Source organism: Streptomyces sp. NPDC093085 (assembly GCF_040683935.1).
Classification (GTDB): domain Bacteria; phylum Actinomycetota; class Actinomycetes; order Streptomycetales; family Streptomycetaceae; genus Streptomyces.
Genome location: NZ_JBFBFB010000004.1, coordinates 1 through 23,639, shown reverse-complemented (window position 1 = coordinate 23,639; position 23,639 = coordinate 1). Strand labels below are relative to the sequence as shown.

General features: G+C 72.2%; 19 protein-coding genes. 12 read left to right on the top strand and 7 right to left on the bottom strand.

Annotated elements, in window-relative coordinates:
• Positions 1-984 (bottom strand): ImpB/MucB/SamB family protein, encoded by a 984-nt coding sequence (locus tag AB0O07_RS13865; protein WP_365631658.1) that lies wholly within the window; start codon positions 982-984, stop codon positions 1-3.
• Between the two features lie 373 nt (positions 985-1,357).
• Here AB0O07_RS13865 and AB0O07_RS13860 point away from each other — a divergent pair, with 373 nt between their 5' ends.
• From AB0O07_RS13860 to AB0O07_RS13850, 3 genes are all read left to right on the top strand, one after another.
• Complete coding sequence (locus AB0O07_RS13860; RefSeq protein ID WP_365632972.1) at positions 1,358-1,822, top strand: DUF2199 domain-containing protein; 465 nt, start codon at positions 1,358-1,360, stop codon at positions 1,820-1,822.
• A 216-nt stretch (positions 1,823-2,038) separates the two neighbouring features.
• A complete protein-coding gene (locus tag AB0O07_RS13855) occupies positions 2,039-2,905 on the top strand; it encodes a hypothetical protein (RefSeq protein WP_365631656.1) in 867 nt (288 codons plus the stop codon).
• Between the two features lie 146 nt (positions 2,906-3,051).
• Positions 3,052-3,246 (top strand): hypothetical protein, encoded by a 195-nt coding sequence (locus tag AB0O07_RS13850; protein ID WP_365631654.1) that lies wholly within the window; start codon positions 3,052-3,054, stop codon positions 3,244-3,246.
• Here AB0O07_RS13850 and dnaE read toward each other — a convergent pair.
• Positions 3,243-6,698: a DNA polymerase III subunit alpha gene (dnaE, locus tag AB0O07_RS13845; protein ID WP_365631652.1), complete on the bottom strand. Its 3,456-nt coding sequence runs from the start codon at positions 6,696-6,698 to the stop codon at positions 3,243-3,245. The genes AB0O07_RS13850 and dnaE overlap by 4 nt on opposite strands.
• A 150-nt stretch (positions 6,699-6,848) precedes the next feature.
• Here dnaE and AB0O07_RS13840 point away from each other — a divergent pair, with 150 nt between their 5' ends.
• From AB0O07_RS13840 to AB0O07_RS13830, 3 genes are read left to right on the top strand one after another with little or no spacing between them, the layout of a single operon-like run.
• A complete protein-coding gene (locus tag AB0O07_RS13840; protein ID WP_365631650.1) occupies positions 6,849-7,316 on the top strand; it encodes a MarR family winged helix-turn-helix transcriptional regulator in 468 nt (155 codons plus the stop codon).
• A 17-nt stretch (positions 7,317-7,333) separates the two neighbouring features.
• The gene (locus AB0O07_RS13835) at positions 7,334-8,245 is read left to right on the top strand and encodes an ATP-binding cassette domain-containing protein (protein WP_365631648.1); all 912 of its coding nucleotides are present in this window, start codon (positions 7,334-7,336) and stop codon (positions 8,243-8,245) included.
• On the top strand, positions 8,205-9,122 hold the full coding sequence (locus AB0O07_RS13830) for an ABC transporter permease (RefSeq protein ID WP_365631646.1): 918 nt from the start codon (positions 8,205-8,207) through the stop codon (positions 9,120-9,122). Before AB0O07_RS13835 ends, AB0O07_RS13830 begins: the two co-directional genes overlap by 41 nt.
• 82 nt (positions 9,123-9,204) lie before the next feature.
• On the opposite strand, the gene AB0O07_RS13825 is transcribed toward AB0O07_RS13830, so the two are convergent.
• Positions 9,205-9,924, bottom strand: a complete 720-nt coding sequence (locus AB0O07_RS13825) for a TetR/AcrR family transcriptional regulator (RefSeq protein WP_365631644.1) — start codon at positions 9,922-9,924, stop codon at positions 9,205-9,207.
• Positions 9,925-10,118: 194 nt separating this feature from the next.
• Between AB0O07_RS13825 and AB0O07_RS13820 the strand changes: the two genes are divergently transcribed.
• From AB0O07_RS13820 to AB0O07_RS13805, 4 genes are all read left to right on the top strand, one after another.
• Entirely contained in the window at positions 10,119-11,102 is a 984-nt protein-coding gene (locus tag AB0O07_RS13820; protein WP_365631642.1) for a tetratricopeptide repeat protein, read from the top strand.
• Positions 11,103-11,715: 613 nt separating this feature from the next.
• Positions 11,716-12,351, top strand: coding sequence for a DUF6230 family protein (locus AB0O07_RS13815; protein WP_365631640.1), 636 nt, complete (start codon positions 11,716-11,718; stop codon positions 12,349-12,351).
• Positions 12,352-12,451: 100 nt separating this feature from the next.
• A complete protein-coding gene (locus AB0O07_RS13810) occupies positions 12,452-13,138 on the top strand; it encodes a DUF6114 domain-containing protein (protein WP_365631638.1) in 687 nt (228 codons plus the stop codon).
• A 4-nt stretch (positions 13,139-13,142) separates the two neighbouring features.
• The gene (locus tag AB0O07_RS13805) at positions 13,143-14,552 is read left to right on the top strand and encodes a hypothetical protein (RefSeq protein WP_365631636.1); all 1,410 of its coding nucleotides are present in this window, start codon (positions 13,143-13,145) and stop codon (positions 14,550-14,552) included.
• 13 nt (positions 14,553-14,565) lie between these two features.
• On the opposite strand, the gene AB0O07_RS13800 is transcribed toward AB0O07_RS13805, so the two are convergent.
• Positions 14,566-16,605, bottom strand: a complete 2,040-nt coding sequence (locus AB0O07_RS13800) for a heavy metal translocating P-type ATPase (protein WP_365631634.1) — start codon at positions 16,603-16,605, stop codon at positions 14,566-14,568.
• Positions 16,606-16,731: 126 nt separating this feature from the next.
• Between AB0O07_RS13800 and AB0O07_RS13795 the strand changes: the two genes are divergently transcribed.
• Positions 16,732-17,106: a metalloregulator ArsR/SmtB family transcription factor gene (locus AB0O07_RS13795; RefSeq protein ID WP_365631632.1), complete on the top strand. Its 375-nt coding sequence runs from the start codon at positions 16,732-16,734 to the stop codon at positions 17,104-17,106.
• Positions 17,107-17,236: 130 nt separating this feature from the next.
• On the opposite strand, the gene pyk is transcribed toward AB0O07_RS13795, so the two are convergent.
• The 3 genes from pyk to pta all read right to left on the bottom strand — a co-directional run bounded on the left by pyk (position 17,237) and on the right by pta (position 22,130).
• Positions 17,237-18,667, bottom strand: coding sequence for a pyruvate kinase (pyk, locus tag AB0O07_RS13790; protein ID WP_365631630.1), 1,431 nt, complete (start codon positions 18,665-18,667; stop codon positions 17,237-17,239).
• A 74-nt stretch (positions 18,668-18,741) separates the two neighbouring features.
• The gene (locus AB0O07_RS13785) at positions 18,742-19,962 is read right to left on the bottom strand and encodes an acetate kinase (RefSeq protein WP_365632971.1); all 1,221 of its coding nucleotides are present in this window, start codon (positions 19,960-19,962) and stop codon (positions 18,742-18,744) included.
• A gap of 92 nt (positions 19,963-20,054) precedes the next feature.
• Positions 20,055-22,130: a phosphate acetyltransferase gene (pta, locus tag AB0O07_RS13780; RefSeq protein WP_365631628.1), complete on the bottom strand. Its 2,076-nt coding sequence runs from the start codon at positions 22,128-22,130 to the stop codon at positions 20,055-20,057.
• A gap of 350 nt (positions 22,131-22,480) precedes the next feature.
• Here pta and AB0O07_RS13775 point away from each other — a divergent pair, with 350 nt between their 5' ends.
• The gene (locus AB0O07_RS13775) at positions 22,481-23,506 is read left to right on the top strand and encodes an ATP-dependent 6-phosphofructokinase (protein ID WP_365631626.1); all 1,026 of its coding nucleotides are present in this window, start codon (positions 22,481-22,483) and stop codon (positions 23,504-23,506) included.
• Positions 23,507-23,639: the final 133 nt, after the last annotated feature.

Sequence of the window (23,639 nt, the reverse complement as noted above, 5' to 3'; positions counted from 1 at the left end):
TCAGCGGCCGGCCAGAGCGGCCGGCCGTACGGCCGCTGTCCCGAAGCGCCGGCGGGCGCGGTCGGCGGCGGCCTCGGCCGCTCGGGCGCGGGCGTCCCGGGGATCCAGCGAGAGCTGACGGCAGGCGCTGCCCGCGGGCAGCAGGTCGTCGGCGCGGAGCACGAAGGCGCGGACCCTGGCCCGTTGCAGCCCGAGGCCGGCCAGCAGAGCCAGGGCGGCCGTCACGAGGGCGGGCGAGTGGTCGGTGGGTTCCGGCAGCGCGCGTGTACGTGTGGTGGAGCCGTGGTCGGCGTAGCGCACGGTGAGGGTGAGCCGGCCGGCGGTCCGGCCTTCGCCGCGCAGGCGCCGGCCGAGTTGGTCGGCGAGTCCCACGGCGGCCCGGTGGTGGTGCGCCGGGTCGAGGCAGTCCCGTTCCAGCGCGAGATCCGCGACCAGATGCGCCGCGGGTTCCGACGGGATGACCGGGTGGGGATCGTGCCCGCGCACCCGCTCGGCCAGCAGCCGGGCCGGGCCCGCGCCGAGAAGCCGTCGCAGGGTCGGCGCGGGCAGATCCGCGACCTGCCCGATGGTGTGCACCCCGTACCTGCTGAGCGTCTCCACCGTGGTCCGCCCGGTCCCGGGCAGCGCCGTGACCGGGCGCGGACGCAGCCAGTCGGTCACCTGCCCGGCCGGGACCCAGGTGGTGTCCCCCGGCGCGGACGCGTCGGCGGCCATGGTCGCGAGCATCCGGTTGCCCGCGAGACCGGCGCTGCTGTCGATGCCGTACAGGGCTTTCAGCCTGAGCTTCGCCAACTGGACGGTGTCGTAGGGGGAGAGCCCGAAGTACCGGAGCGCGGACGTCAGGTCGAGCCGGACGGCGTCGGGCGGGACGGCCTGGACATGGGGCGTCACAGTGGACATCAGTTCGATGATGTCGCCGTACTGCTCCCCGGTCAGTGAGGCATGCAGGTGGAGGTGGGCGATGTGCCGCAGGCGGGCGGTCATCCCGCGCTCCCCGGGTTCTCCGGATGTCTCGGAGTGTCTCGTTCTCCTGCCGTGGACGGGTTCGTCACCATGGGCCACGAGACGCGCGCAGTTCGCAGCAGCATGACCCTCCGCCTCTCGGTGCTTCGATGGCCGCCGATGCGCCTCTGAGGTCAATATATCGAACGTAAATCGAACAGTGCGGGGTGAGCGAGGACTGCCCTTGGCGTTCGAGCCACTGCGACTGCGTGTCTTGTAGGGCAGCGGTCGGACGGGGCTCGGGCGGGGCTCCTGCCCGGGGCAGTGTCGGAACCCGTCACTAGGCTCCAGTGCCATGACCAGTGATCTCGGGTTCACCTGCTCGTGCTGCGGCGCCCACCACTCTGAGCTGCCGATGAACTACTCGGCCGAGGCCCCGGCTGTGTGGGATCCGTCGTTCGCCGACGCCGAAGACTGCCTGCTCTCCTCGGACCAGTGCGTGGTCCACGCGCGGCACTATTTCGTGAAGGGTCTGGTCGAGATACCGATCGTCGGTAGCGACGAGGTGTTCTCCTGGGGTGTCTGGGTGTCGCTCAGCCGCGAGAACTTCTCCCGCTCGGCGGACCTGTGGGACACGCCCGGCCGGGAGGCCGAGAAGCCGTACTTCGGCTGGCTGACCACTGATCTGCTGGTCTATTCGCCCACGACGCTCAATCTCAAGACCCACGTCCACACCCGCCCGGTTGGCGAGCGCCCCTACGTCGAACTGGAGCCCACCGACCATCCCCTCGCCGTCGAACAGCGCGCGGGGATCACCCTGGACCGCGTGCGGGACATCGCGGAGGCCGTGTTCCACTCCGGCAGCAGCGAGGAGCAGTGAGGGCCGGTACGTCGATGCAGCGCAAGGGCCGTGCAAGGGGCCGGATAAATGGCTTGTCCCCGGGGCGGATGTCAACCACGATCACCTCATGACGACCAGAAAGGGCCATGGCGTCTAGGCGCCCCGCCCCGCTCTCCACCGCTCGCGCGCCGCCGACCGCCGCTCACCGCCGCGCCCGATGGCCGTGACCGACCACCCACTCAGGAGAGCCCATCCGTGCAGAAGACCGTCCTCGTTCCCTACGCCCATCTGCCCCATGCGCACCACGACCGCCACGTCCTGACCAGTACCGTCGACGTTTTCGGCACCGCCCACTGGCTGCTTGCCGACCGCGTTCCGCAGCCTGGCGACGCTGCCCGGCCCTTTGACGCACTGGTTGTTTCCGTCGATCCGGACGGCAACGCCGAACTCACCGAGCTGAGCGCCGTGCGGGCCCGCTGGCCGCATCTGGACCGCCTGCCCGGCGGCGGGTTTGTCGTCGCCGCGTCTCGCGTCCGCCGGTACGAGGACACGCACCAGGTCCAGGTCTTCGATGCGCTCGGCCGCGAGACCTCGTCCTTCTCCGCCGGGGACGCCATCGAGCACCTGCTCGTGGACGAGGACGGCCAGATCTGGGTCGGGCACTTCGACGAGAACCCGATCGGGATCCACCGCTGGAGCTCCACAGGCCGGCACACCTGGACATCAGACGATGCCGGCATCCCCGGTCTCTTCGACTGCGATGCCCTGAACGTGTCGGGCACCGCCGCCTGGGCGTGTGCCTACACGGACTTCCCCCTCGTCGAGATACGCCCCGACCGCACCGATCGGCCCGTAAGGGTGTGGGCGAACCGCGTGCGGGGCTCCCACGCGGTGGCCGTCCATGGTGAGCGAGTCGCCTTCTACGGTGGCTACGGCGAGGCGCGGGACCGACTCGCCCACGGAGAGATCGGTGAAACATCCGTCGAGCCAACGGACGTCGGCCTGCTCACCCTGCCCGATGGCGCTGCCCCCGGCCGCCGGCGGGTTGCCGGACGGGGAAGCAGGATCTACGTCCAGACCGAACCGTTCACCACCTGGTGCGTGTTCGACCTCAACAGCTGACACCCAGCACTGGAAAGGGGCACTTCCAACGCCGGCACCCCTTCTGACCGCGCAGGGAGCAATGTGCCGCCGTCCTTCGTGCACCGGATCACCAAGTAGGACCCCGCCGACCGTACCGCCCGGACGGCACTGCGGGGCCTTGGCGCATGAGCCTTGATCCGCAGCGCCTTTTCCCCGCAGCGCCTTCGCCACCGTACGAGCCCAGGCCGAACACCAAGAACCACCTCTGGCGGGAAGCCGGCGTCAGCCGCGCCGCCATGAACCGCGCCACGAAGGTGCTGGCCGACTGGGACAACCGCATAGGGCACAGTCCAGCCCGTGTCCAGGACCGCAAGCGCTAAAGATCTGGAGAACCCGGGCTGCGGTGGCCGAGTTTCTTCAGGTCGGCCGAGCGGGTGCCGGCCGGCTGGAGGTCGGCGTAGGGGTGGAGGCGGGCGCCGGTGGTGCCGTTGTCCAGGGTGCGGTGGGGCTGGGCCGGGGTCGGGTGCGGGCGGGGGGTGCCGAGGAGGGCGAGCGCGGCCTCGGGGCCGTTGTCGCGGCGGGCGGCGGCGATCTCGTCCAGGTCCCAGGCCATGGTGCCGACGACGGTACGGCGGGTGCCGCGCACCTGTACCGTGCCGCGCACCAGCAGCAGTCCGCTGTGGAAGACGGTGTGCGCGCAGGCCGGGTGGGAGTCCTCGAAGAAGGCCAGGTCGACCAGGCCGGAATCGTCCTCCAGAGTGACGAAGATGATCCGCTTGCCGCTGGCTATCGGCGGGGTCTGGGTGGCCGCGCGCACGCCGGCGACCAGGACCTGCCGGCCGGCGCGCAGCCCGGCCAGATGTGCCGCGTCGGTCGCGCCGATCTCGCGCAGCAACCGGTGATGGTGCTCCATCAGATGCCGGGAGACATCGATGCCGAGGGTGGTCAGCTCCGCGCTGAGGGCCTCGCGTCCGGACATCTCCGGCAGGCCGCTCGGAGCGGTGCCGCCGGCCGCCTCCGCGGTGATGGGCAGCTGGCCGTCGGGCACCTGCCGGGAGCGGGACAGGCGGTGCGACTCGGCGATCTGGAGCAGGAGATCGCGCCGGGTGAGGCGGCCGTCGTGGAGGCGGTCCAGGGCGCCGATCCCGGCGAGCCGTTCGGCGGTGGGTCTGCTGGGGCGGGCCCGCTGCCAGAAGTCCGAGAGGGATCCGTACGGCTGTCCCTCCTCGATACGGGCGCTCTCGTCCTCGCCGATGCCGTGCACGGCGGAGAGGGCGAGGCGTACGCCCCACCGGTCGCCGTCGGTCTTCTCCACGGTGTGCCGCACCCGGGAGTTGTTGACGTCGACCGGCAGGACGGGGGTCCCGTGGCGCCGGGCGTCGGCGACGAGGACCCGTTTGGGCCACATCCCGGGGTCGTGTTCGAGCAGACCGGCCAGCAGGAACGCCGGATGGTGCGCCTTGAGCCAGGCGCTCTGGAGCGCCGGTACGGCGAATGCGACCGCGTGGGCGCGGCAGAAGCCGTACGCCCCGAAGGACTCGACGGTCCTCCACACCTCGTCGCGCACCGCCGCGTGGTAGCCGCGCCCGCGGGCCCGGTCGTGGAACCACTCCTTGATCCTGGGCAGTCGCTCCTTGTCGCCCAGTGCCCGCCGGGTGATCTCCCCGAAGGACCGGTCGCAGCCGGTCATCACCCGCAGGGTCTCTATGACCTGCTCGTGCCAGATGGTGACGCCGTAGGTGTCGGCGAGTACGGGCTCCAGATCCGGATGCGCGTACGACGGCGTCCCTCCGTGCCGGGCGGCGATGTACCGCTCGGGCATGCCCCCGGCGACCGGGCCGGGGCGGAAGAGGCTGATGTCGGCGATGACGTCGCCCACGTCGCGGGGCTGGAGCCGGGACAACAGGTCCTGCTGGCCGGGGGATTCCAGCTGGAACAGGCCCAGGGTCCGGCTGTCCTGGATGAGCCGGAAGGCGAAGACGTCGTCGAGCGGCACCTGCTCCGGGTCGTCGAGGTCGACGCGGTCGCCGGTGACGCGTTCCAGCTCGGCGACGGCGTGGGCCATCGCGGAGTGCATCCGCACGCCCAGGACATCGAGTTTGATGTTGCCGAGCGCTTCGACCTCCTCCTTCGCGGCCATGACCATGGGGTAGTCGCCCTGCGGGGTGGGCTGGACCGGCAGCCGGTCCAGGAGGCCGGCGTCGCTGATGACCACGCCGCAGGGGTGCATGGCCATGCCGTGGACCAGGGAGTCGAGGCCCTCGGCGAGTTCCCAGAGGGGGCCGTAGCGCTCCTTCTCGCCCGCCAACCGCCGTAGTTCGGGGAGTTCGGCGAGGGCGCCGGTGATGTCGCGGGCGCGCAGATGCGGGAAGCTCTTGGCGATCCGGTCGATGTCGGCGGGGGCGATGCCGAGGGCGAGGCCGGTGTCGCGCAGGGCGCGGCGGGCCCGGTAGGTCTCGGGCATCGCGGTGACCGCGACCCGCTCCTTGCCGAAGCGTTCGAAGACGGTGTCGTAGCACTCCAGGCGTCGGGCGGACTCCACGTCGATGTCGATGTCGGGCAGTGACTCCCGGCGGGTGCTCAGAAACCGTTCGAACAGCAGGTGGTGGTCGAGCGGGTTGGCGGTGGCGATGCCCAGCGCGTGGCAGACCAGTGAGCCGGCGCCGGAGCCGCGGGCCGCGACCCGGATGCCCTTGGCCCGGATGTCGGCCACGACCTGGCCGACGGCGAGGAAATACGAGTCGTAGGACAGCGCGGAGATCACGGCCAGCTCTTCGGCCATCCGCTCCCGTGCCGCGCGGTCCCGGTCGAGACCGCGCCGGACCAGGCCGGCCTCGCACTGCCCGCGCAGCAGCCGGGCGGCTTCTCCCGCCCCTGGCCCGGCCCCGAAGAGCGACGGTTCGGGAAAGTGCGGCGTACCGAGCCCGAGGGCGGCCGCCGGGTCGATGACGCACTCGGCCGCCGTGGCGGCGGTGTCCGCCATCAGACGGCGGGCCCGGCGGACATCCGTCCCCGCGCACTCGGCGGTCATCCGGGCCACGGCCGCCATTCCCCGCTCGTCCTTGAGCCAGCGCTGCCCGCTGTCCAGGTGGCGCCGGTCGACGGGGCGCAGCAGCCGTGCGGCGTCCAGGACGTCGGCGAGGCGGTGCTGGCCGGGGTCGGCGTAGCGGACGGCGTTGGAGAGCACGGCGGTGGTGCCGGTGCGGTCGGCCAGGGCGAGGGTACGGGCGGCCAGCCGCAGCGACCCGGGCCCGAGGCCGGAACGTCTCTGGGCGACGGCTTCCAGCCGGACACCCTTCCCGAAGATCTCCTTCCAGGGCGCCAGCAGCTTCACCGCGACGTCCTGCCGGCCCGCCGACAGTGCCCGTACCGGCTCGGAGAGCGGCCCCAGCAGGACGGTCAGACCGGGGCCGCCGTACGCGCGCAGCGCCTCCCACGGCACCACCGGCGCCGTACCGGACCCGGCACCGGCATGGGCGGCCGAGGTGATACGGCAGAGCCGCGCCCACCCCGCCCGGCCCTGCGCGAGCAGCACGAACCGCAGGGGCGGCTCGGTGACGTACGCGCCGCCGTGCGCCGGGGTGCGGTGCCGCCGGGCGGGCGGCGCGGGCGCGAGGGCCGCCACCGCGAGGTCGACGCCGAGAACCGGCCGGACGCCCTCCTCCTCACAGGCCCGGACGAAGCGCACGGCGCCGGTGACCGTGTCCCGGTCGGTGAGCGCGAGCGCGGACATCCCCCGCTCGGCTGCCCGCCGGACGAGCTGCTCGGGATGGGACGCGCCGTAGCGGGCGGAGTAACCGGACGCGACGTGCACGTGGACGAAGCCCGCCATGCCGCACCTCCATCACTCCACCCCTTTTCGATCAAAAGCCCGTTATGTTCATCGTACGCTCGTTCGATTACTCTAACCTCAGGCGGAGGGGAGCGCCGCCGCTCACTCGTCCGAGTGGAATAGCTCGGAGGCAGAGATAAAATTGATGGCATGGCCACGGAGGAGTTCTCCGGGGAGTTCCCGGACTCGCTCGCCGAGGCGCTGGCAGGGGTTCAGCGCACGATCCGGCGCCGGTTGCGCCGTACCGCGCCCGCCGCGCCGCTGCTCGGGGCCCAGGGTGAGCTGCTGCGGCTGGTCGTGGACCGCCCGGGCATCCGGGTCTCGGACGCGGCCGAGGAGCTGTGGCTCGCCGGGAACTCCGTCTCCACCCTGGTCAACCAGCTCGTCCTGGCCGGCTGTCTGCGCCGCGCCGACGACCCGGCCGACCGGCGTTCGACGCTGCTGCTGCCCACCCCGGCGGGGGAGGCCCGGCTGCTGCGCTGGCGCTCGCGGAGGGCCGCGCTCGTACGCGACCACGTGGCCCGGCTGACGGACGAGGAACGCGAGGCGCTGGCGGCGGCCCTGCCCGCACTGCGCAGCCTCGCGCGCCACCTCCATGAGGAAACGCCACCTCCATGAGGAAGGGGAGGCCGCACATGAGTGAGACCCCCGAACCGGGAACCTCCGGAACCCCTGGTGCCGCCGGAACCTTCGGAGCTTCCGGCGCCGTGGATTCCGTCGCCGCCGTACGGTGCGCCGGGCTCGACTACTCCTTCGGGGAGACCCGGGCCGTCGCCGCGCTCGATCTCGCCGTCGCCGCGGGCGAGGTCTTCGGGCTGCTCGGGCCGAACGGGGCCGGCAAGACCACCGCGATCCGCTGTATCACCACCCTCCTGCCCGTCCCGGCCGGCATGGTCCAGGTCTTCGGGCACGACGCGGCCAAGGAGAAGATGGCCGTCCGCAGGCTGCTCGGGTACGTACCGCAGCAGCTCTCCGCCGACGCCGCGCTGACCGGCCGCGAGAACGTCACCCTCTTCGCCCGCGTCTTCGACGTGCCGCGCCGCGAGCGCGCCGAGCGCGTCGCGCAGGCGCTCGCCGCCGTCGGGCTCACCACCGCCGCCGACCGGATGACCAAGACGTTCTCCGGCGGCATGATCCGCCGCCTCGAACTCGCGCAGGCCCTGGTCAGCGCGCCCCGGCTGCTGATGCTGGACGAGCCGACCATCGGCCTCGACCCGATCGCCCGTACCAGCGTGTGGGAGCACATCGACGCGGTGCGGCACGCCACCGGGATGACCGTCCTGGTCACCACCCACTACATGGACGAGGCCGACCAGTACTGCGACCGCGTCGCCCTGATGCACCAGGGACGTATCCATGCCCTCGGCACCCCCGACGAGCTGCGGAGCGCGCTGCGCGACCGCCGGGTGGCCGAAGGCGGCCGGGGGGACCCGCCGCCGACCCTGGAGGACGTCTTCCGGGACATCGCCGGCAGCGGTCTGGACGAGGAAGGGGGCGACTTCCGTGATGTCAGGTCCACCCGCCGCACCGCGACCCGGGTCGGCTGACCCCCGTACCGGCACCCGTACGGGCATCACCACCGGCACGCCCACGGGGAGCGCCCAGGGGCCCGACCCCGCGCGGTTCGCGCTGCTGCTCTCCGCGCCGCGCGCCCGGACCGGGTGGCGGGTGCTGCCCGCCCGGGTGGCCGCCATGTGTGTCGTGGAGCTCCAGAAGCTCCGGCACGACCGCACCGAGCTCTACACCCGCGCCGTCCAGCCGGCCCTCTGGCTGCTGATCTTCGGGGAGACCTTCACCCGGATCAAGGCCATCCCGACCGGCGGCATCCCGTACATCGACTACCTCGCGCCGGGCATCATCGCCCAGTCCGCGATGTTCATCGCCATCTTCTACGGCATCATGATCATCTGGGAGCGCGATGCGGGCATTCTGACCAAACTGCTGGTCACACCGACGCCACGGGCCGCGCTGATCAGCGGCAAGGCGTTCGCTTCCGGGGTGAAGGCGCTGATCCAGGCGGTCGTGGTGATCGTCATCGCGGCGGCCCTGGGGGTGGGGCTGACCTGGAACCCGCTGCGGCTGCTCGGCGTGGCCGTCGCCGTCGTCCTCGGCTCGGCCTTCTTCTCCTGCCTCTCCATGACCATCGCCGGGATCGTGCTCACCCGCGACCGGCTGATGGGCATCGGGCAGGCCATCACGATGCCGCTCTTCTTCGCGTCGAACGCCCTCTACCCGGTGGCGATCATGCCGTCCTGGCTCCAGGTCATCAGCCGGATCAACCCGCTGAGCTACCAGGTCGACGCGTTGCGCGGGCTGCTGCTCGGCACGCCCTCGCACCTCGCGCTCGACTACGGCGTGCTGCTCTTCGCCGCCGTCGTGGGCATCGCGGCGGCCTCCTCCCTGCTGGGGCGGCTCGCGCGGTGAGGGCGGAGTCGAGGGCGGGGGCGGAGGCGAGGCCGGGCGGGGGCGGTCACGGTCCCGGGACCGTGACCGCCCCCGGGGCCGGTCACGGTCGCTTCGGGCTCAGGCCGCCCAGGAGCAGCGCCGTGAACGTACGGGCCCACTCCGCGTCCACCTCCCGGGCGCTCACCATCGTCCGGTGGAGCACGGCGCCCGCGATCACATCGAAGATCAGCTCCGTCGTCCGGGCCGCCGCCCCCGCGTCCGGCTCGTAGGGGAGTTCACCGCGCGCCTGGGCGCGCTCGCGGCCGGCCACCACCAGCCGCTTCTGCCGCTCCACGATCGCCTGCCTGATCCGGAGCCGCAGCGCCTCGTCCCTGGTGGCCTCGGCGACCAGCGCCATCAGCGACGTCTTGTTCTCCGGCCGCTCCAGCAGCGCGGCGAACTGGAGGACGGCGCCCTCGACATCGGCCGCCAGACTGCCCCGGTCCGCGAGCTCCACCCGGTCGAAGAGGACCGCGACCGCGTCCACCACCAGCTCGCTCTTGGAGGGCCAGCGCCGGTAGAGCGTCGTCTTGGCGACGCCGGCGCGGGCCGCGACATGGCCCATCGTCAGCTTTGTCCACCCCAGTTCACCCAGGGCCTCCCGGGTCGCCTCCAGGATCGCGGCGTCCGCCTCGGCGGAACGCGGCCGGCCCCCGTGCGGACGGCTTCCCTCAGGACGGCCCCCGTGCGGAGGGCCCCCGGCCGGACGGCTCCCGCGCGGGCCCGTCCGGCCCTCGCCCCCGGTGGACTTCCGGGGTTCCGCGTCCTCGTCGCCGCCCATGGCCGCGACCCTACCGGCCGGTACCCGAAACCGTACCGGCCAGTAGTCATGTGATCCGGCTCACCAGGGGAATCTGTGCGCGTACCTTACGCGCCAGTTACGCTACGGCTCGTAGCGGAAACGGGGGCACGGGTCGGCCGTCCCGCCCGGATGCCGCTTTTCTCAAGTCGGCGCGGAAGGGGGAGGATGTACTCATGCAGCCTAGGAACATGTCCATGAGTGGCGTCGTCGACCTCGCCGCGGTGAAGGCGGCCGGTGAGGCCAAGGCGAAGGCGGAGCAGGCCCGCGCGGAGGCGGCCCGCAAGGGCGGCGCCGGCGCCGTCGCCCCGTCGAGCCTGGTCATCGACGTCGACGAAGCCGGCTTCGAGCGCGATGTCCTCCAGCGCTCCACCGAGGTCCCGGTCGTCATCGACTTCTGGGCCGAGTGGTGCGAGCCGTGCAAGCAGCTCACCCCCGTGCTGGAGAGTCTCGCCAAGGAGTACAACGGCCGCTTCGTGCTGGCCAAGATCGATGTCGACGCCAACCAGATGCTGATGCAGCAGTTCGGCATCCAGGGCATCCCCGCGGTCTTCGCGGTGGTCGCCGGGCAGGCGCTGCCGCTCTTCCAGGGCGCCGCCCCGCAGAGCCAGATCCGGCAGACGCTGGACCAGCTCATCCAGGTCGGCGAGGAGCGCTTCGGGCTCACCGGGATCGCGGTCGACCCGGCCGCCGAGGGCGCGGAGGGCGCGGAGGGCGCGGACGAGGCCGCCGTACCGGAGGGCCCGTACGACGCGCTGTTGGAGACGGCCGTCCAGGCGCTGGACGCCAATGACTTCCCGGCCGCGACCGAGGCGTACCGCGCGGTGCTCGCCCAGGACCCCGGTCACCCGGAGGCGAAGCTCGGCCTCGCCCAGACCGAACTGCTCGCCCGCGTCCAGGGGATGGACCAGGCGCAGGTGCGCAAGGACGCGGCGGACCGGCCCGCCGATGTGGCCGCGCAGATCGCCGCCGCCGATCTCGACCTGGTCGGCGGGCATGTGGAGGACGCGTTCGGCCGGCTCGTGGAGGCCGTACGGCGTACGGCCGGTGAGGAGCGGGAGGCGGCGCGGCTGCGGCTGCTGGAGCTCTTCGAGGTGATCGGCGGGGACGACCCCCGGGTGACCTCGGCCCGCCAGGCGCTCGCCCGGGTGCTCTTCTAGGCGCGGTGCGGCGCGGTGGTACGGCCCCGGGGCGCCGACTCCGGGGCCACGGTGCGGATTTGGCGACACAGCGACACCAGGGGCCTCGCTTTACCAAAACTTGGTAAAAGCGGCTACTGTTACCTACAGTAAATCAACTCCCTTGCTCTGTCCCGCTATGGGGGGTAATCGCCGCTTCTGACGCATCGGCGCGCGGCACCCTGTGTGGTCGTCCCGTGCCGCCCGGTCGCGTACCGGTTATCTGGCCGTTACTAGCCAGTAATGAACCCCCTTGTGTCAACAGCGCGAATGCACCACGATCGGCGACGCTCGGTCCATTTCCGTATCAGCACGGCAGCCAGTCGCGCCCTCGGTCCGTGGGTCCCCACCGAGCGGGTCAGGCGGCCCGGCCGCCGAGCCCGGACAGGGGGGTTCCTGCCCACCCGGCAGGGCCTGTCCAGAGGTTGCGCGAAGGCGTGGCCAGTGGTTGTCGCTCGGGGGTGATCGCCGTAATTTCGGACGCGGTTGGCGCCTCCGGAGCAGGCGCTCTCCTTCCCGAGGACGTAGCACTTCTCCCATCCCAGGACGGGTTTCCGCCCGATCCGGAGATGTACGTCCGAGAAGGAGGACATTCATGGAGTCCCAAGTGCGTGGCGGGACCAGATGGCGGCGGTTCGCCGTCGTCATGGTGCCGAGCGTCGCCGCCACGGCGGCGATAGGCGTCGCGCTGGCACAGGGCGCGCTGGCCGCCTCGTTCAGCGTGTCCGGCCAGAGCTTCAAGGTCAGCGCGGACAAGCTGGTCGGTTACGACTTCGTCCAGTACGGCAGCATCGACGCGGGCACGGATCTCAAGGGGAACAAGACCGCGCACCCGGTCGCCGTCTCCGGGTTCAGCACGGCCACGATCACCAACATGTGCCAGTCGGTGGTCACTCCGGACGTGCCGCTCTTCGGCTCCGTCAGCCTGGAGCTGCGGGCCGGCACGAACGCGAGCAAGCCGGTCAAGGCGACCAACATCTACATCGACATCGAGCAGCTCGACGCGGACGCCGTGTTCGAGAACATCGACATCGGTGTGGCGGCCGGGGACAAGAGCAACAAGACCGGCATCAACCCCGGTGACCAGGCCAACCCGTACGGCTTCGCCCAGCGTTCGGACAAGGCCACGCTCACCAATGTGGAGCAGACGGCATGGGCGACCACGGCCGGCACCTTCAGGCTGAACGATCTGAGCCTGAGGCTGCACAAGGGCGTCAAGGAGTGCTACTAAGCACTCCTCCGGGCGGGCGGGCCGTGTCCCGTAGGGCCTCCGCCTGCCCGCCCCACCTCCACTTTCTCACCGCAACACCGGTACCAGGGAGCTGTTTTCCATGAGCGCCGAGTCTTCAGGCCCCCGAGGCTCCTCGGATTCCCCCGGCCGCTTCGCGCAGGGGCGGCAGCGGTTCCGCGGCTGGCGCGGTACCCGGCCGTTCTGGGCGGGGCTCTTCACGCTGCTCAGCGGGTTCCCGATCGCCTACTTCCCGTACGCCGAGGTGAAGTTCGGCAACCTCACGGTGGCGATGGCGACCACGGCCGGCGCCGGCTCGCTGATCATCGGCGTGCTGCTGGTCACGCTCGGCCTGACGATGTGGTTCCACTCCATCGTCCGGGTCTTCGCGGGCGTCGCCACGATCCTGCTGGCGCTCGTCTCGCTCCCGGTCTCCAACCTCGGCGGCTTCCTCATCGGCTTCCTGCTCGCGCTGATCGGCGGCGCGCTCTCGATCTCCTGGGCCCCGGGCGTACCGGAGGACGCGGAGACCGGCGGGGAGGCGGAGCGGCACCGTCCGCCCGGGGCGCGCGGTTCCTCCCGGTACGGGGCGGTACGCGACAGCGGAGAACCGTACAGCGGGGACTCGTACGGCAGTGGGGACCCGTACGGCACGGAGCGCGACGGTACGGAGCGGGGCGGTACGGAGCGGGGCGGCACCCCGGAGCGCGGCACGGAGCACCACGGCACGGACCGGAACGCTACGGAAGCGACTGCCCACGCCAACGGCGGGAGGAACAGTGCGGGGTGACGATGTGCGGCCCACCGCGTCCGGCGGTGAGGAGCCCCGGGCGAGGAGAGGGCCCCGCCACGCGGCTCCGAAGAAGTCCCTCCTGACGAAGCTCCAGATACCCGCCGGCAAGGCGATGGCCCTGGCGGCGATGCCGACGGCGGTCTTCGTGGGCATGGGGCTCACGCCCCGGCTCGCGCTGGCGGCGGGCGGCGACGACATACCCTTCGCCCCCGGCCCCTGCGTGACCCGCTCCGACGAGCCCTCCGCCTCGGCCTCGGAGTCCTCCCCGGCGCCCTCCTCCTCCCCCTCCGCCTCCACCGCTCCTTCCCCCTCGGCCTCGTCCTCGGCGGGAGAGAAGGACACCGAGGGCAAGGAGGCGGCCGGGCCCTCGCCGTCCGGGTCCGCCCCGGCGGCGGACGCCGGTCCTGCCGAGGCCCCGGAACCGTCGGCCTCGGCCTCGGCCTCGGCCTCGGCCACCGGCACCCCCACCCCCGGCGCCACCCCTTCGCACTCCACCAACCCGCTGGACCCGCTGGGTCTGGGCGACGCGCTGGGCGACCTGCTGGGTGTGAACGGCAAGGACAAGGAGGGCAAGGACGACAAGAGCAGCGAGGACGACGAGAAGGCGGCCACGAGCAGCCCCTCGCCGAGCACCACCGCCGGCGCCTCCGCCTCCTCCGCCTCCTCCGCAGCGAAGGGCGAGAACGCCGACGGCGACGACGAAGACGGCAAGGACAAGGCCGGACAGAAGGACGGGAAGTCCGAGGACGGGAAGTCCGAGGACGGGAAGTCCGAGGACGGCGACGCGGCCACCGAGAAGTCCAAGGACGCGATCAAGGAAGCCGCCGAGCAGGCCGGCGCCGAGGTCGAGGAGCTGGACGACGCCGCCAAAGGGCTCCAGGCCCGCAAGGACGGTGACATCCCGGCGGGCGCCGAGGGCAAGACCCCGTACCCCTGCCCGACGGCCGACCCCGAGGCCCTCGCCGCGGCCACCGAGGAGCAGGGCCTCCCGCTCCTCCCCGACGACCCCTGGACGCTGCACAGTTCGCTGCTGACCCTGAACGGCCTCGACTACCAGGGCATCGTCGAGGTGCGGACCTACAGCGGCCAGGTCAAGAAGGTCCTCAAGTTCACGGCCTCGTCCCTGGACATCAAGGACCTCGACCAGCGGGTCGTCTACCCGCAGGGCGGCACCGCCCATGTGGAGGCGCGTCCGGGGTCCACCTCGACCATCCGCGACGGCGAGGTGACGATGTACACGGAGGAGCTGAAGGGCAACCTCTTCGGCCTGATCCCGATCACCTTCAGCCCGGCCACCCCGCCCCCGCTGAACGTCCCGTTCGCCTTCTTCACCGATGTCACGGTCGTCCAGGCGGGCCAGTTCGGCGGCACCCTCACCGTCCCCGGCCTGCACAACTACATCACCCGCTGACTTTCACCGGGGCTCACCCGGCGGCCCCCGTGGTGCCCGCCGCCTCCGCCGAGGCGCGCCGCCAGGCCGCTTCACGGAGCAGGCGCAGCCCGTTGAGGCCGACGAGGACCGTGGAGCCCTCGTGGCCGAGGACGCCGAGCGGCAGCGGGAGGGTGCCCACCAGGTCCCAGAGGACCAGCCCGGTGATGCACACCGCCGCGATGACCAGGTTCTGCACGACGAGGGCGCGGGCCCGGCGGGAGAGCGCCACGACCGTGGGGACGGCGGCGAGTTCGTCCCGTACGACCACCGCGTCCGCGGTCTCCAGCGCCAGGTCGGAACCGGCCCGGCCCATCGCGACCCCGGTGTGCGCGGCGGCCAGCGCGGGGGCGTCGTTCACGCCGTCGCCGACGACCAGGACCCGGCGCCCCGCCGCCTCCGCCTCCCGTACGGCGGCGACCTTCTCCTCGGGGAGCAGCCCGGCCCGTACGTCGGTGATGCCCACCTCGGCCGCGAGCCGGGCGGCGGCGCGCGGGTTGTCGCCGGTGAGCAGGGCGGGCGCGGCCCCGGTGAGCTCCGTCAGGGCGGCGACGGTGGCTGCGGCGTCCGGGCGGAGCCGGTCAGCGATGGCGAGCACCCCGGCCGCCGCCCCGTCCACGGTGACCACCACGGCGGTCCGCCCCCCGGCCTCCCAGCCGGCCGCCACCTCGGCGGCCTCCGCCGCGCGGGGCCCGGTGACCACGGAGGCGGGGGCGCCGACCGCGACCCGGGCGCCGTCGACCGTGGCGGTGACCCCGACGCCGGGGGTGGCGGCGAACTCCCCGGCGGCGGGGGTACGGAGGCCACGGGCGCGGGCGGCGGCCACCACCGCGCGGGCCAGCGGGTGTTCGCTGGGGTGCTCGGCGGCGGCGGCGAGCGCCAGCACCCCGTTCTCGTCGAGCCCCGAGCCGTCCAGCGCCCTGACATCGGTGACGTACGGGGTGCCCTCGGTCAGGGTGCCCGTCTTGTCCAGCGCCACGGCGTCGATCTGGCCCAGCCGCTCCATCACCACGGCGGACTTCACCAGCACGCCGTGCCGGCCCGCGGTGGCGATGGTGGCGAGCAGCGGCGGCATCGTGGCCAGCACCACCGCACACGGCGATGCGACGATCATGAAGGTCATCGCCCGGAGCAACGCCCCGGTCAGGTCGGCGCCGAGGGCGAGAGGGACGAGGAAGACCGCCAGGGTGGCGGCGACCATGCCGATCGAGTAGCGCTGCTCGACCTTCTCGATGAACAACTGCGTGGGCGCCTTCGTCTCCGAGGCGTCCTCGACCATCCGTACGATCCGGGCGATCACCGAGTCCGACGGGTCCCGCTCCACCCGGACCCGGAGCGCGCCCGTCCCGTTCAGGGTCCCGGCGAAGACCTCGTCGCCGGCCGTCTTGGCCACCGGGAGCGGTTCGCCGGTGATGGTGGCCTGGTCGACCTCGCTCGCCCCGCCCACCACCCGGCCGTCCGCCCCGACCCGCTCGCCGGGCCGGATCAGCAGGAGGTCCCCGACGGCGAGTTCCCCGGTGGCGACGGTCTCCTCGGCCTCCACCGCTTCCCCCGCCGCTCCGGTCTCCCCTGCCTCCCCGGCCGAGCCGTTCCGGAGCCGGGTCGCGGTCGGCGGCGCCAGGTCGAGGAGGCCGCGTACGGAGTCGGCGGTACGGGCGGTCGCGACCGCCTCCAGGGCGCCGGACGTCGCGAAGATGACGATCAGCAGCGCCCCGTCCAGGACCTGCCCGATGGCGGCGGCGCCGAGCGCGGCAACCACCATCAGCAGATCCACGTCCAGGGTCCGCTCCTTGAGCGCCCTCAGCCCCGCCCACCCGGGCTCCCAGCCCCCGGTGACGTAGGTGGCGGCGTACAGCGGGCCCCACATCCACCCCGGGGCGCCGAGCAGGTCCAGCGCGAGGGCGACGAGGAAGAGCACGAGGGCGGCGAGCGCCCAGCGGGCCTCGGGCAGCGCGAGGACGCGGGTGCGCCGCGCGGCGGGGGCGTTCTCGGCCGCCGGGGCGGCGGGGGCCCGGGTGGTCAGGGTGGAGGCCATGAGGGCAGGGGTCCTTCACAGGAGAGGGAGGGGAGGTGGGGAGGGGGGAAGAGGGGTCCGTACCGCCCTCACCATACAGGAACGAATGAACATCCATTCATGTGTTCAAGTCCGTAGGATGGCGCCATGGGCCACGGAGCGAACACCCCGGACAGCGGTACGACCCCCCGCACCCGGCTGACCCCCGAGAACGCCCCGCAGGTCGCCACCGCGCTCCAGGCCCTCTCCACGCCCTCCCGGCTGCTGATCCTGGCCCATCTGCGCGAGGGCCCCTGCGCGGCGACCGAACTCGCCGCCGCCGTCGGCATGGAGCAGTCCGCCTGCTCCCACCAGCTACGGCTGCTCCGCAACCTCGGCCTGGTCGTCGGCGAGCGCCAGGGCCGCTCCGTCGTCTACGCGCTCCATGACGACCATGTCGCCAGCCTCCTCGACCAGGCGGTCCACCACGTCGAACACCTCCGCCTCGGCATGACCGACCCGCCCGTACACGACACGCCGTGACCCCGCCACGCGCCCCCGCTCCGTAACCCCGCCGCGCAATCCCCCCCCCGCAGCCCCGCCCCGTACGCACCGCGGCCCCGCCGGTACGGAACCGGCGGGGCCACGGGCAAGGTGAGGTGAGGCGGATACGTCAGGAGGCGGCGGCGCCGCCCAGGTGGTGGACCCGGACCATGTTCGTCGTACCGGGGACGCCGGGGGGCGATCCCGCGGTGATGATGAGGGCGTCGCCCGCGCTGTAGCGCTGGAGCTTCAGCACCTCGTCGTCGACCAGGTCGACCATGTCGTCCGTGGACTGCACCCACGGCACGACGAAGGACTCCACGCCCCAGCTCAGCGCGAGCTGGTTCCGCGTCGACTCGTCCGTCGTGAACGCCAGGATCGGCTGCTCGGCGCGGTAGCGGGAGAGCCGGCGGGCCGTGTCGCCGGACTGGGTGAAGGCGACCAGCGCCTTGCCGCCCAGGAAGTCCGCGATCTCGCACGCCGCGCGCGCCACCGAACCGCCCTGCGTACGCGGCTTCTTCCCGGGGACCAGCGGCTGGAGCCCCTTGGAGAGCAGCTCCTCCTCGGCCGCGACGACGATCTTCGACATCGTCTTGACCGTCTCGACCGGGTACGCGCCCACCGACGACTCCGCGGAGAGCATCACCGCGTCCGCGCCGTCCAGGATCGCGTTCGCCACGTCGGACGCCTCGGCGCGGGTCGGACGGGAGTTGGTGATCATCGACTCCATCATCTGGGTCGCCACGATCACCGGCTTGGCGTTCCGGCGGCAGAGCTCGATGAGGCGCTTCTGCACCATCGGGACCTTTTCGAGCGGATACTCGACGGCCAGGTCACCGCGGGCCACCATGACGCCGTCGAACGCCGCGACGACGGCCTCCATGTTGGCGACCGCCTGCGGCTTCTCGACCTTGGCGATGACGGGGACCCGGCGCCCCTCCTCGTCCATGATCTTGTGGACGTCCAGCACGTCGTGCGCGTCGCGGACGAACGACAGCGCGACCATGTCGCACCCCATCCGCAGCCCGAAGCGCAGGTCCTCGATGTCCTTCTCGGAGAGGGCCGGCACATTGACCGCCGCGCCCGGCAGGTTGATGCCCTTGTGGTCGGAGATCACCCCGCCCTCGATGACGACCGACCTGACCTCGGGGCCCTCGACCTCGACCACCCGCAGCTCGACATTGCCGTCGTTGATGAGGATCTGGTCGCCCTTGGAGACATCGCCGGGCAGGCCCTTGTACGTCGTCCCGCAGATCGACTTGGAGCCGGGCACGTCCTCGGTGGTGATGGTGAACTCGTCACCGCGCTCCAGCTCGACCGGGCCTTCCTCGAAGGTCTCCAGACGGATCTTCGGCCCCTGGAGGTCGACCAGCACGCCCACCGCGCGGCCGGTGTCCTCGGCGGCCTTGCGGACGCGGTGGTACCGCTCCTCGTGCTCCGGGTGGCTTCCGTGGCTCATGTTCAGACGGGCCACATTCATGCCGGCTTCGATGAGCGACTTCAACTGCTCGTACGAGTCGACGGCTGGGCCCAGGGTGCAGACGATTTTGGAACGGCGCATAAGGCGGATCCTATCGTTTTGTTTCGGTGCGGAATATTCCGTCTGGTGGAAAGTACAAATGGGCGGGTGTGTGCTCAGTCGATAGGTCCAGCGGATTCCCCGGCGCCCGCCGGAGCGGAATCCATGGATGCGGCGGAATCCGCGGTCGCGGTCACCGTCGCGAAGGTCCCCCGCGCGATCTCCCATTCCTCGTCGGTCGGCACCACGGCCACCACCACCGGGGCGCCGTCCGGTGAGATGACCCGGGGCTCCCCGGTACGTACGGTATTGCGCTCCGGGTCCACCGACAGGCCCAGGCCCGCCAGTCCGGCCACCGCCGCCGCCCGTACCGGCGCCGCGTTCTCGCCCACGCCCGCCGTGAACGCGACCGCGTCCACCCGGCCCAGAACCGCCGTATACGCGCCGATGTACTTCTTCAGCCGGTGGATATAGACGGCGAAGGCGAGCCGCGCCCGCTCGTCCCCCTCGTCGATCCTGCGCTGGATCTCGCGCATGTCGTTGTCCCCGCAGAGACCGGCCAGACCGCTTTTCTTGTTCAGAAGTTCATCGGTCTCCGCGACGGACATCCCGGCCACGCGGTGCAGATGGGACGTGACGGCCGGGTCGATGTCCCCGGAGCGCGTCCCCATCACCAGACCCTCCAGCGGCGTCAGCCCCATCGAGGTCTCCACGCACCGGCCGCCCTCGACCGCCGAGGCGGAGGCCCCGTTCCCCAGGTGCAGCACGATCACATTGACCTCGGACGGGTCCTTGCCGAGGAGTTCGGCGGTCTTCCGGGAGACATACGCGTGCGAGGTGCCGTGGAAGCCGTACCGCCGGATCAGATGCGCGTCGGCGGTCGCCGTGTCGATCGCGTACCGCGCCGCGTGCTCCGGCATCGTCGTGTGGAACGCCGTGTCGAAGACGGCGACCTGCGGCAGGTCGGGGCGGAGCCGCAGGGCGGTCCGTATCCCGGTGAGGTTGGCCGGGTTGTGCAGCGGCGCGAGCGGCACCAGCCGCTCGATCTCGGCGAGGACGGCATCGTCCACCAGCGTCGGCGCGGTGAACCGGGGCCCGCCGTGCACCACCCGGTGGCCGATCGCCGCCAGCTCGGGGGAGTCCAGGCCGAGCCCGGCCCCGGCCAGCTCGGCGGCGACGGCCTCCAGCGCCTCGGTGTGGTCGGCGACCGGCCCCTCCCCGATCCGCTCGACCACCCCGGAGGCGAGCCGGGAGCCGTCCGCCATGTCCAGGAGCTGGTACTTCAGCGAGGAGGAACCGGAGTTGAGCACGAGGACACGGGTGGCGCGGGGAGTCACGGGGGGCTGGCCTTCTGTGGTGGGGGAGGTGGGGGAGGTGGGGGAGGTGGGGGAGTACGGGGAGGTCGGGTCGTACGGGTCGGACGGCGGGGTCATGCGGGGGTGTCCTGGGCCTGTATCGCCGTGATGGCCACCGTGTTGACGATGTCCTGCACCAGCGCGCCGCGCGACAGGTCGTTGACCGGCTTGCGGAGCCCCTGGAGGACCGGGCCGACCGCCACCGCGCCCGCCGAGCGCTGCACGGCCTTGTAGGTGTTGTTGCCGGTGTTCAGGTCCGGGAAGATCAGCACCGTCGCCTGCCCGGCCACCTCCGAGTCCGGCAGCTTCGTCGCGGCGACCGTCGGCTCGACCGCCGCGTCGTACTGGATCGGGCCCTCGATCCGCAGCTCCGGATGGGCGTCGCGGACCAGCTTCGTCGCCGCGCGCACCTTGTCGACATCCGCGCCCGACCCCGAGGTGCCCGTCGAGTACGAGAGCATCGCGATCCGGGGCTCCACCCCGAACCGGGCGGCGGTGGCGGCCGACTGGACGGCGATGTCAGCGAGCTGCTCCGCGTCCGGATCCGGGTTGACCGCGCAGTCGCCGTACACCAGCACCCGGTCGGCGAGGCACATGAAGAAGACCGACGAGACGATCGACGCGTCGGTCCTCGTCTTGATGATCTCGAAGGCGGGGCGGATGGTCGCGGCCGTCGAGTGGACCGAACCCGAGACCATGCCGTCCGCCAGGCCCTGCTGGACCATCAGCGTGCCGAAGTAGTTCGGGTCGGAGACCACGTCGTACGCCAGCTCCACCGTGACGCCCTTGTGCGCCCGCAGCCCCGCGTACCGCTCAGCGAACTCCTGGCGCAGCTCGTCCGTGGCGGGGTCGACCAGATGCGTCCCGGCCAGGTCGATGCCGAGGTCCGCGGCCTTCTTGCGGATGGTGTCGGTGTCGCCGAGCAGCGTCAGGTCGCAGACGTCCCGGCGGAGCAGCACATCGGCGGCGCGGAGCACCCGCTCCTCGGTGCCCTCGGGGAGCACCACCCGGCGGCGGTGGGCGCGCGCCTGCTCCAGCAGGTCGTGCTCGAACATCATCGGGGTCACATGGCCGCTGCGCGCCACCGACATCCGCGCCAGCAGATCGGCGGTGTCCACGTGGCGCTCGAAGAGGCCGAGCGCGGTCTCCGCCTTGCGGGGCGTCGCTGCGGAGAGCTTCCCCTCCAGGCCGAAGAGTTCGGTGGCGGTGGGGAAGGAGCCGCCCGGTACGGAGACCACCGGGGTGCCCGGCGCGAGCCGCGCCGCCAGGGTGAGGACCGCGTCGTCGGGGCGCTCGTCCAGGGTGAGCAGGACGCCCGCGATGGGCGGGGTGCCCGCCGAGTGCGCGGCCAGCGCGCCGACCACCAGGTCGGCGCGGTCGCCGGGGGTGACCACCATGCAGCCGGGGGTCAGGGCCTCCAGGAAGGTGGGGAGCATGGCGCCGCCGAAGACGAAGTCCAGCGCGTCCCTGGCGAGTCCGGAGTCGTCGCCGAGCAGCACCGTGCCGCCGAGCGCCTGGGTGATCTGGGCGACCGTCGGGGCGGCGAGCGCGGGCTCGTCGGGGAGCACGTAGCAGGGGACCGGGAGCTGGGCGGTCAGGCCCTCGGCTATGGCGGTACGGTCCTCGGCGGCGACCCGGTTGACGACCATGGTCAGCACGTCGCAGCCGAGCACCTCGTAGGCGCGGTGCGCGTTGCGGGCCTCGGCGCGTACGGACTCGGCGCTCTGGCCCTTGCCGCCGACGACGCCGATCACGGAGGCGCCGAACTCGTTGGCGAGCCGTGCGTTGAGCGCGAGTTCGTCGGGGAGCTGGGTCGCGGCGAAGTCCGTGCCCAGGACGAGCACCACCTCGTAGTCGCGCGCCACCGCGTGGAACCGCTCCACCAGCCGCGAGACCAGCTCGTCGGTGCCCCGCTCGGCCTGGAGCGCGGCGGCCTCGGGGTAGTCGAGCCCGTAGACGGAGCCGGCGTCCTGCGTCAGCCGGTAGCGGGCGCGCAGCAGGTCGAAGAGGCGGTCGGGCCCGTCGTGGACGAGCGGCCGGAAGACCCCCACCCGGTCCACCTGGCGGGTGAGGAGTTCCATGACCCCCAGTTCGACGACCTGGCGGCCGTCCCCGCGATCGATCCCGGTCACGTACACGCTGCGTGTCACGCGTGCTCTCCCGTTCCTGTCCGGTGGCTGTTCTTCTTGCCCGTGGCTGTTTCTTCTTGACTTCCTCTTGACAATACCTGCGGGGGTCGATAGTGCACCCGGTGCGGGCCGGGGCGCCCGATGGTCATGCCTGTGGAGGAAAGCCCAGGTCAAAAGGTTTCGGCGGGCTCCGTTCCCGCTTCTGACCGGCTGCCCCGGGGCCTCCGTACGAAACGATCAGTGACGCGGTCAACAGCGCGGAGGGCCCCCATACGGCCGGTACGTGGCGCCGATCACCCGTGGGAGGATCGGACCCGCACAGGAGGCGAGCGCGCCGCACAGGACACGAGCGAGCAGGAGACCAGAGCACGATGCGTATCGGAGTTCTCACCGCAGGTGGCGACTGCCCCGGCCTGAACGCAGTGATCCGTTCGGTCGTGCACCGCGCCCTGACCGGCCACGGCGACGAGGTCATCGGCTTCGAGGACGGCTTCAAGGGGCTCCTCGACGGCCATCTGCGCCCCCTCGACCTCAACGCGGTCAGCGGCATCCTCGCCCGGGGCGGCACCATCCTCGGCTCGGCCCGGCTGGAGCGCGGACGGCTCCGCGAGGCGGCCGAGAACTGCGCCGAACTGGCCCGCAGGTACGGCATAGACGCCCTCATCCCGATCGGCGGCGAGGGCACCCTGACCGCCGCCCGGCTCCTCTCGGACGCGGGCATGCCGGTCGTCGGCGTCCCGAAGACCATCGACAACGACATCCACGCCACCGACCGCACCTTCGGCTTCGACACCGCCGTCACCGTCGCCACGGAGGCCATCGACCGCCTCAAGACCACCGCCGAGTCCCACCAGCGGGTGATGGTCGTGGAGGTCATGGGGCGGCACGCCGGGTGGATCGCGCTGGAGTCCGGGATGGCGGGCGGCGCGCACGGGATCTGCCTGCCGGAGCGGCCCTTCGAGGTCGAGAGCCTGGTGAAGATGGTCGAGGAGCGCTTCGCGCGCGGCAAGAAGTTCGCGGTCGTCTGCGTCGCGGAGGGCGCCCACCCGGCGGCGGGCACCATGGAGTACGGCAAGGGCGAGATCGACCAGTTCGGACACGAGCGCTTCCAGGGCATCGGCAACGTCCTCGCCACCGAGCTGGAGCGCCGCCTCGGCAAGGAGGCCCGTCCGGTGATCCTGGGCCATGTCCAGCGCGGCGGCACCCCGACCGCGTACGACCGCGTCCTCGCCACCCGCTTCGGCTGGCACGCGGTGGAGGCGGCGCACCGGGGCGAGTTCGGGCGGATGACGGCGCTGCGCGGCACGGAGATCGTGACGGTGCCGCTGGCGGAGGCGGTGACCCGGCTGAAGACGGTGCCGGAGGACCGGATGTTCGAGGCCGAGTCGGTCTTCTGAGGGTTTCCGTACGGCGGAGGGTGCGGTCGTACGCGTACGACCGCACCCCCCTGTCCTGCCCCCCCCCCCGCCCCGCGGCCGGGCCGACAAACCCCGCCCCGCGGCCCCCCCCACCCCACCCGCGCCGACCAAC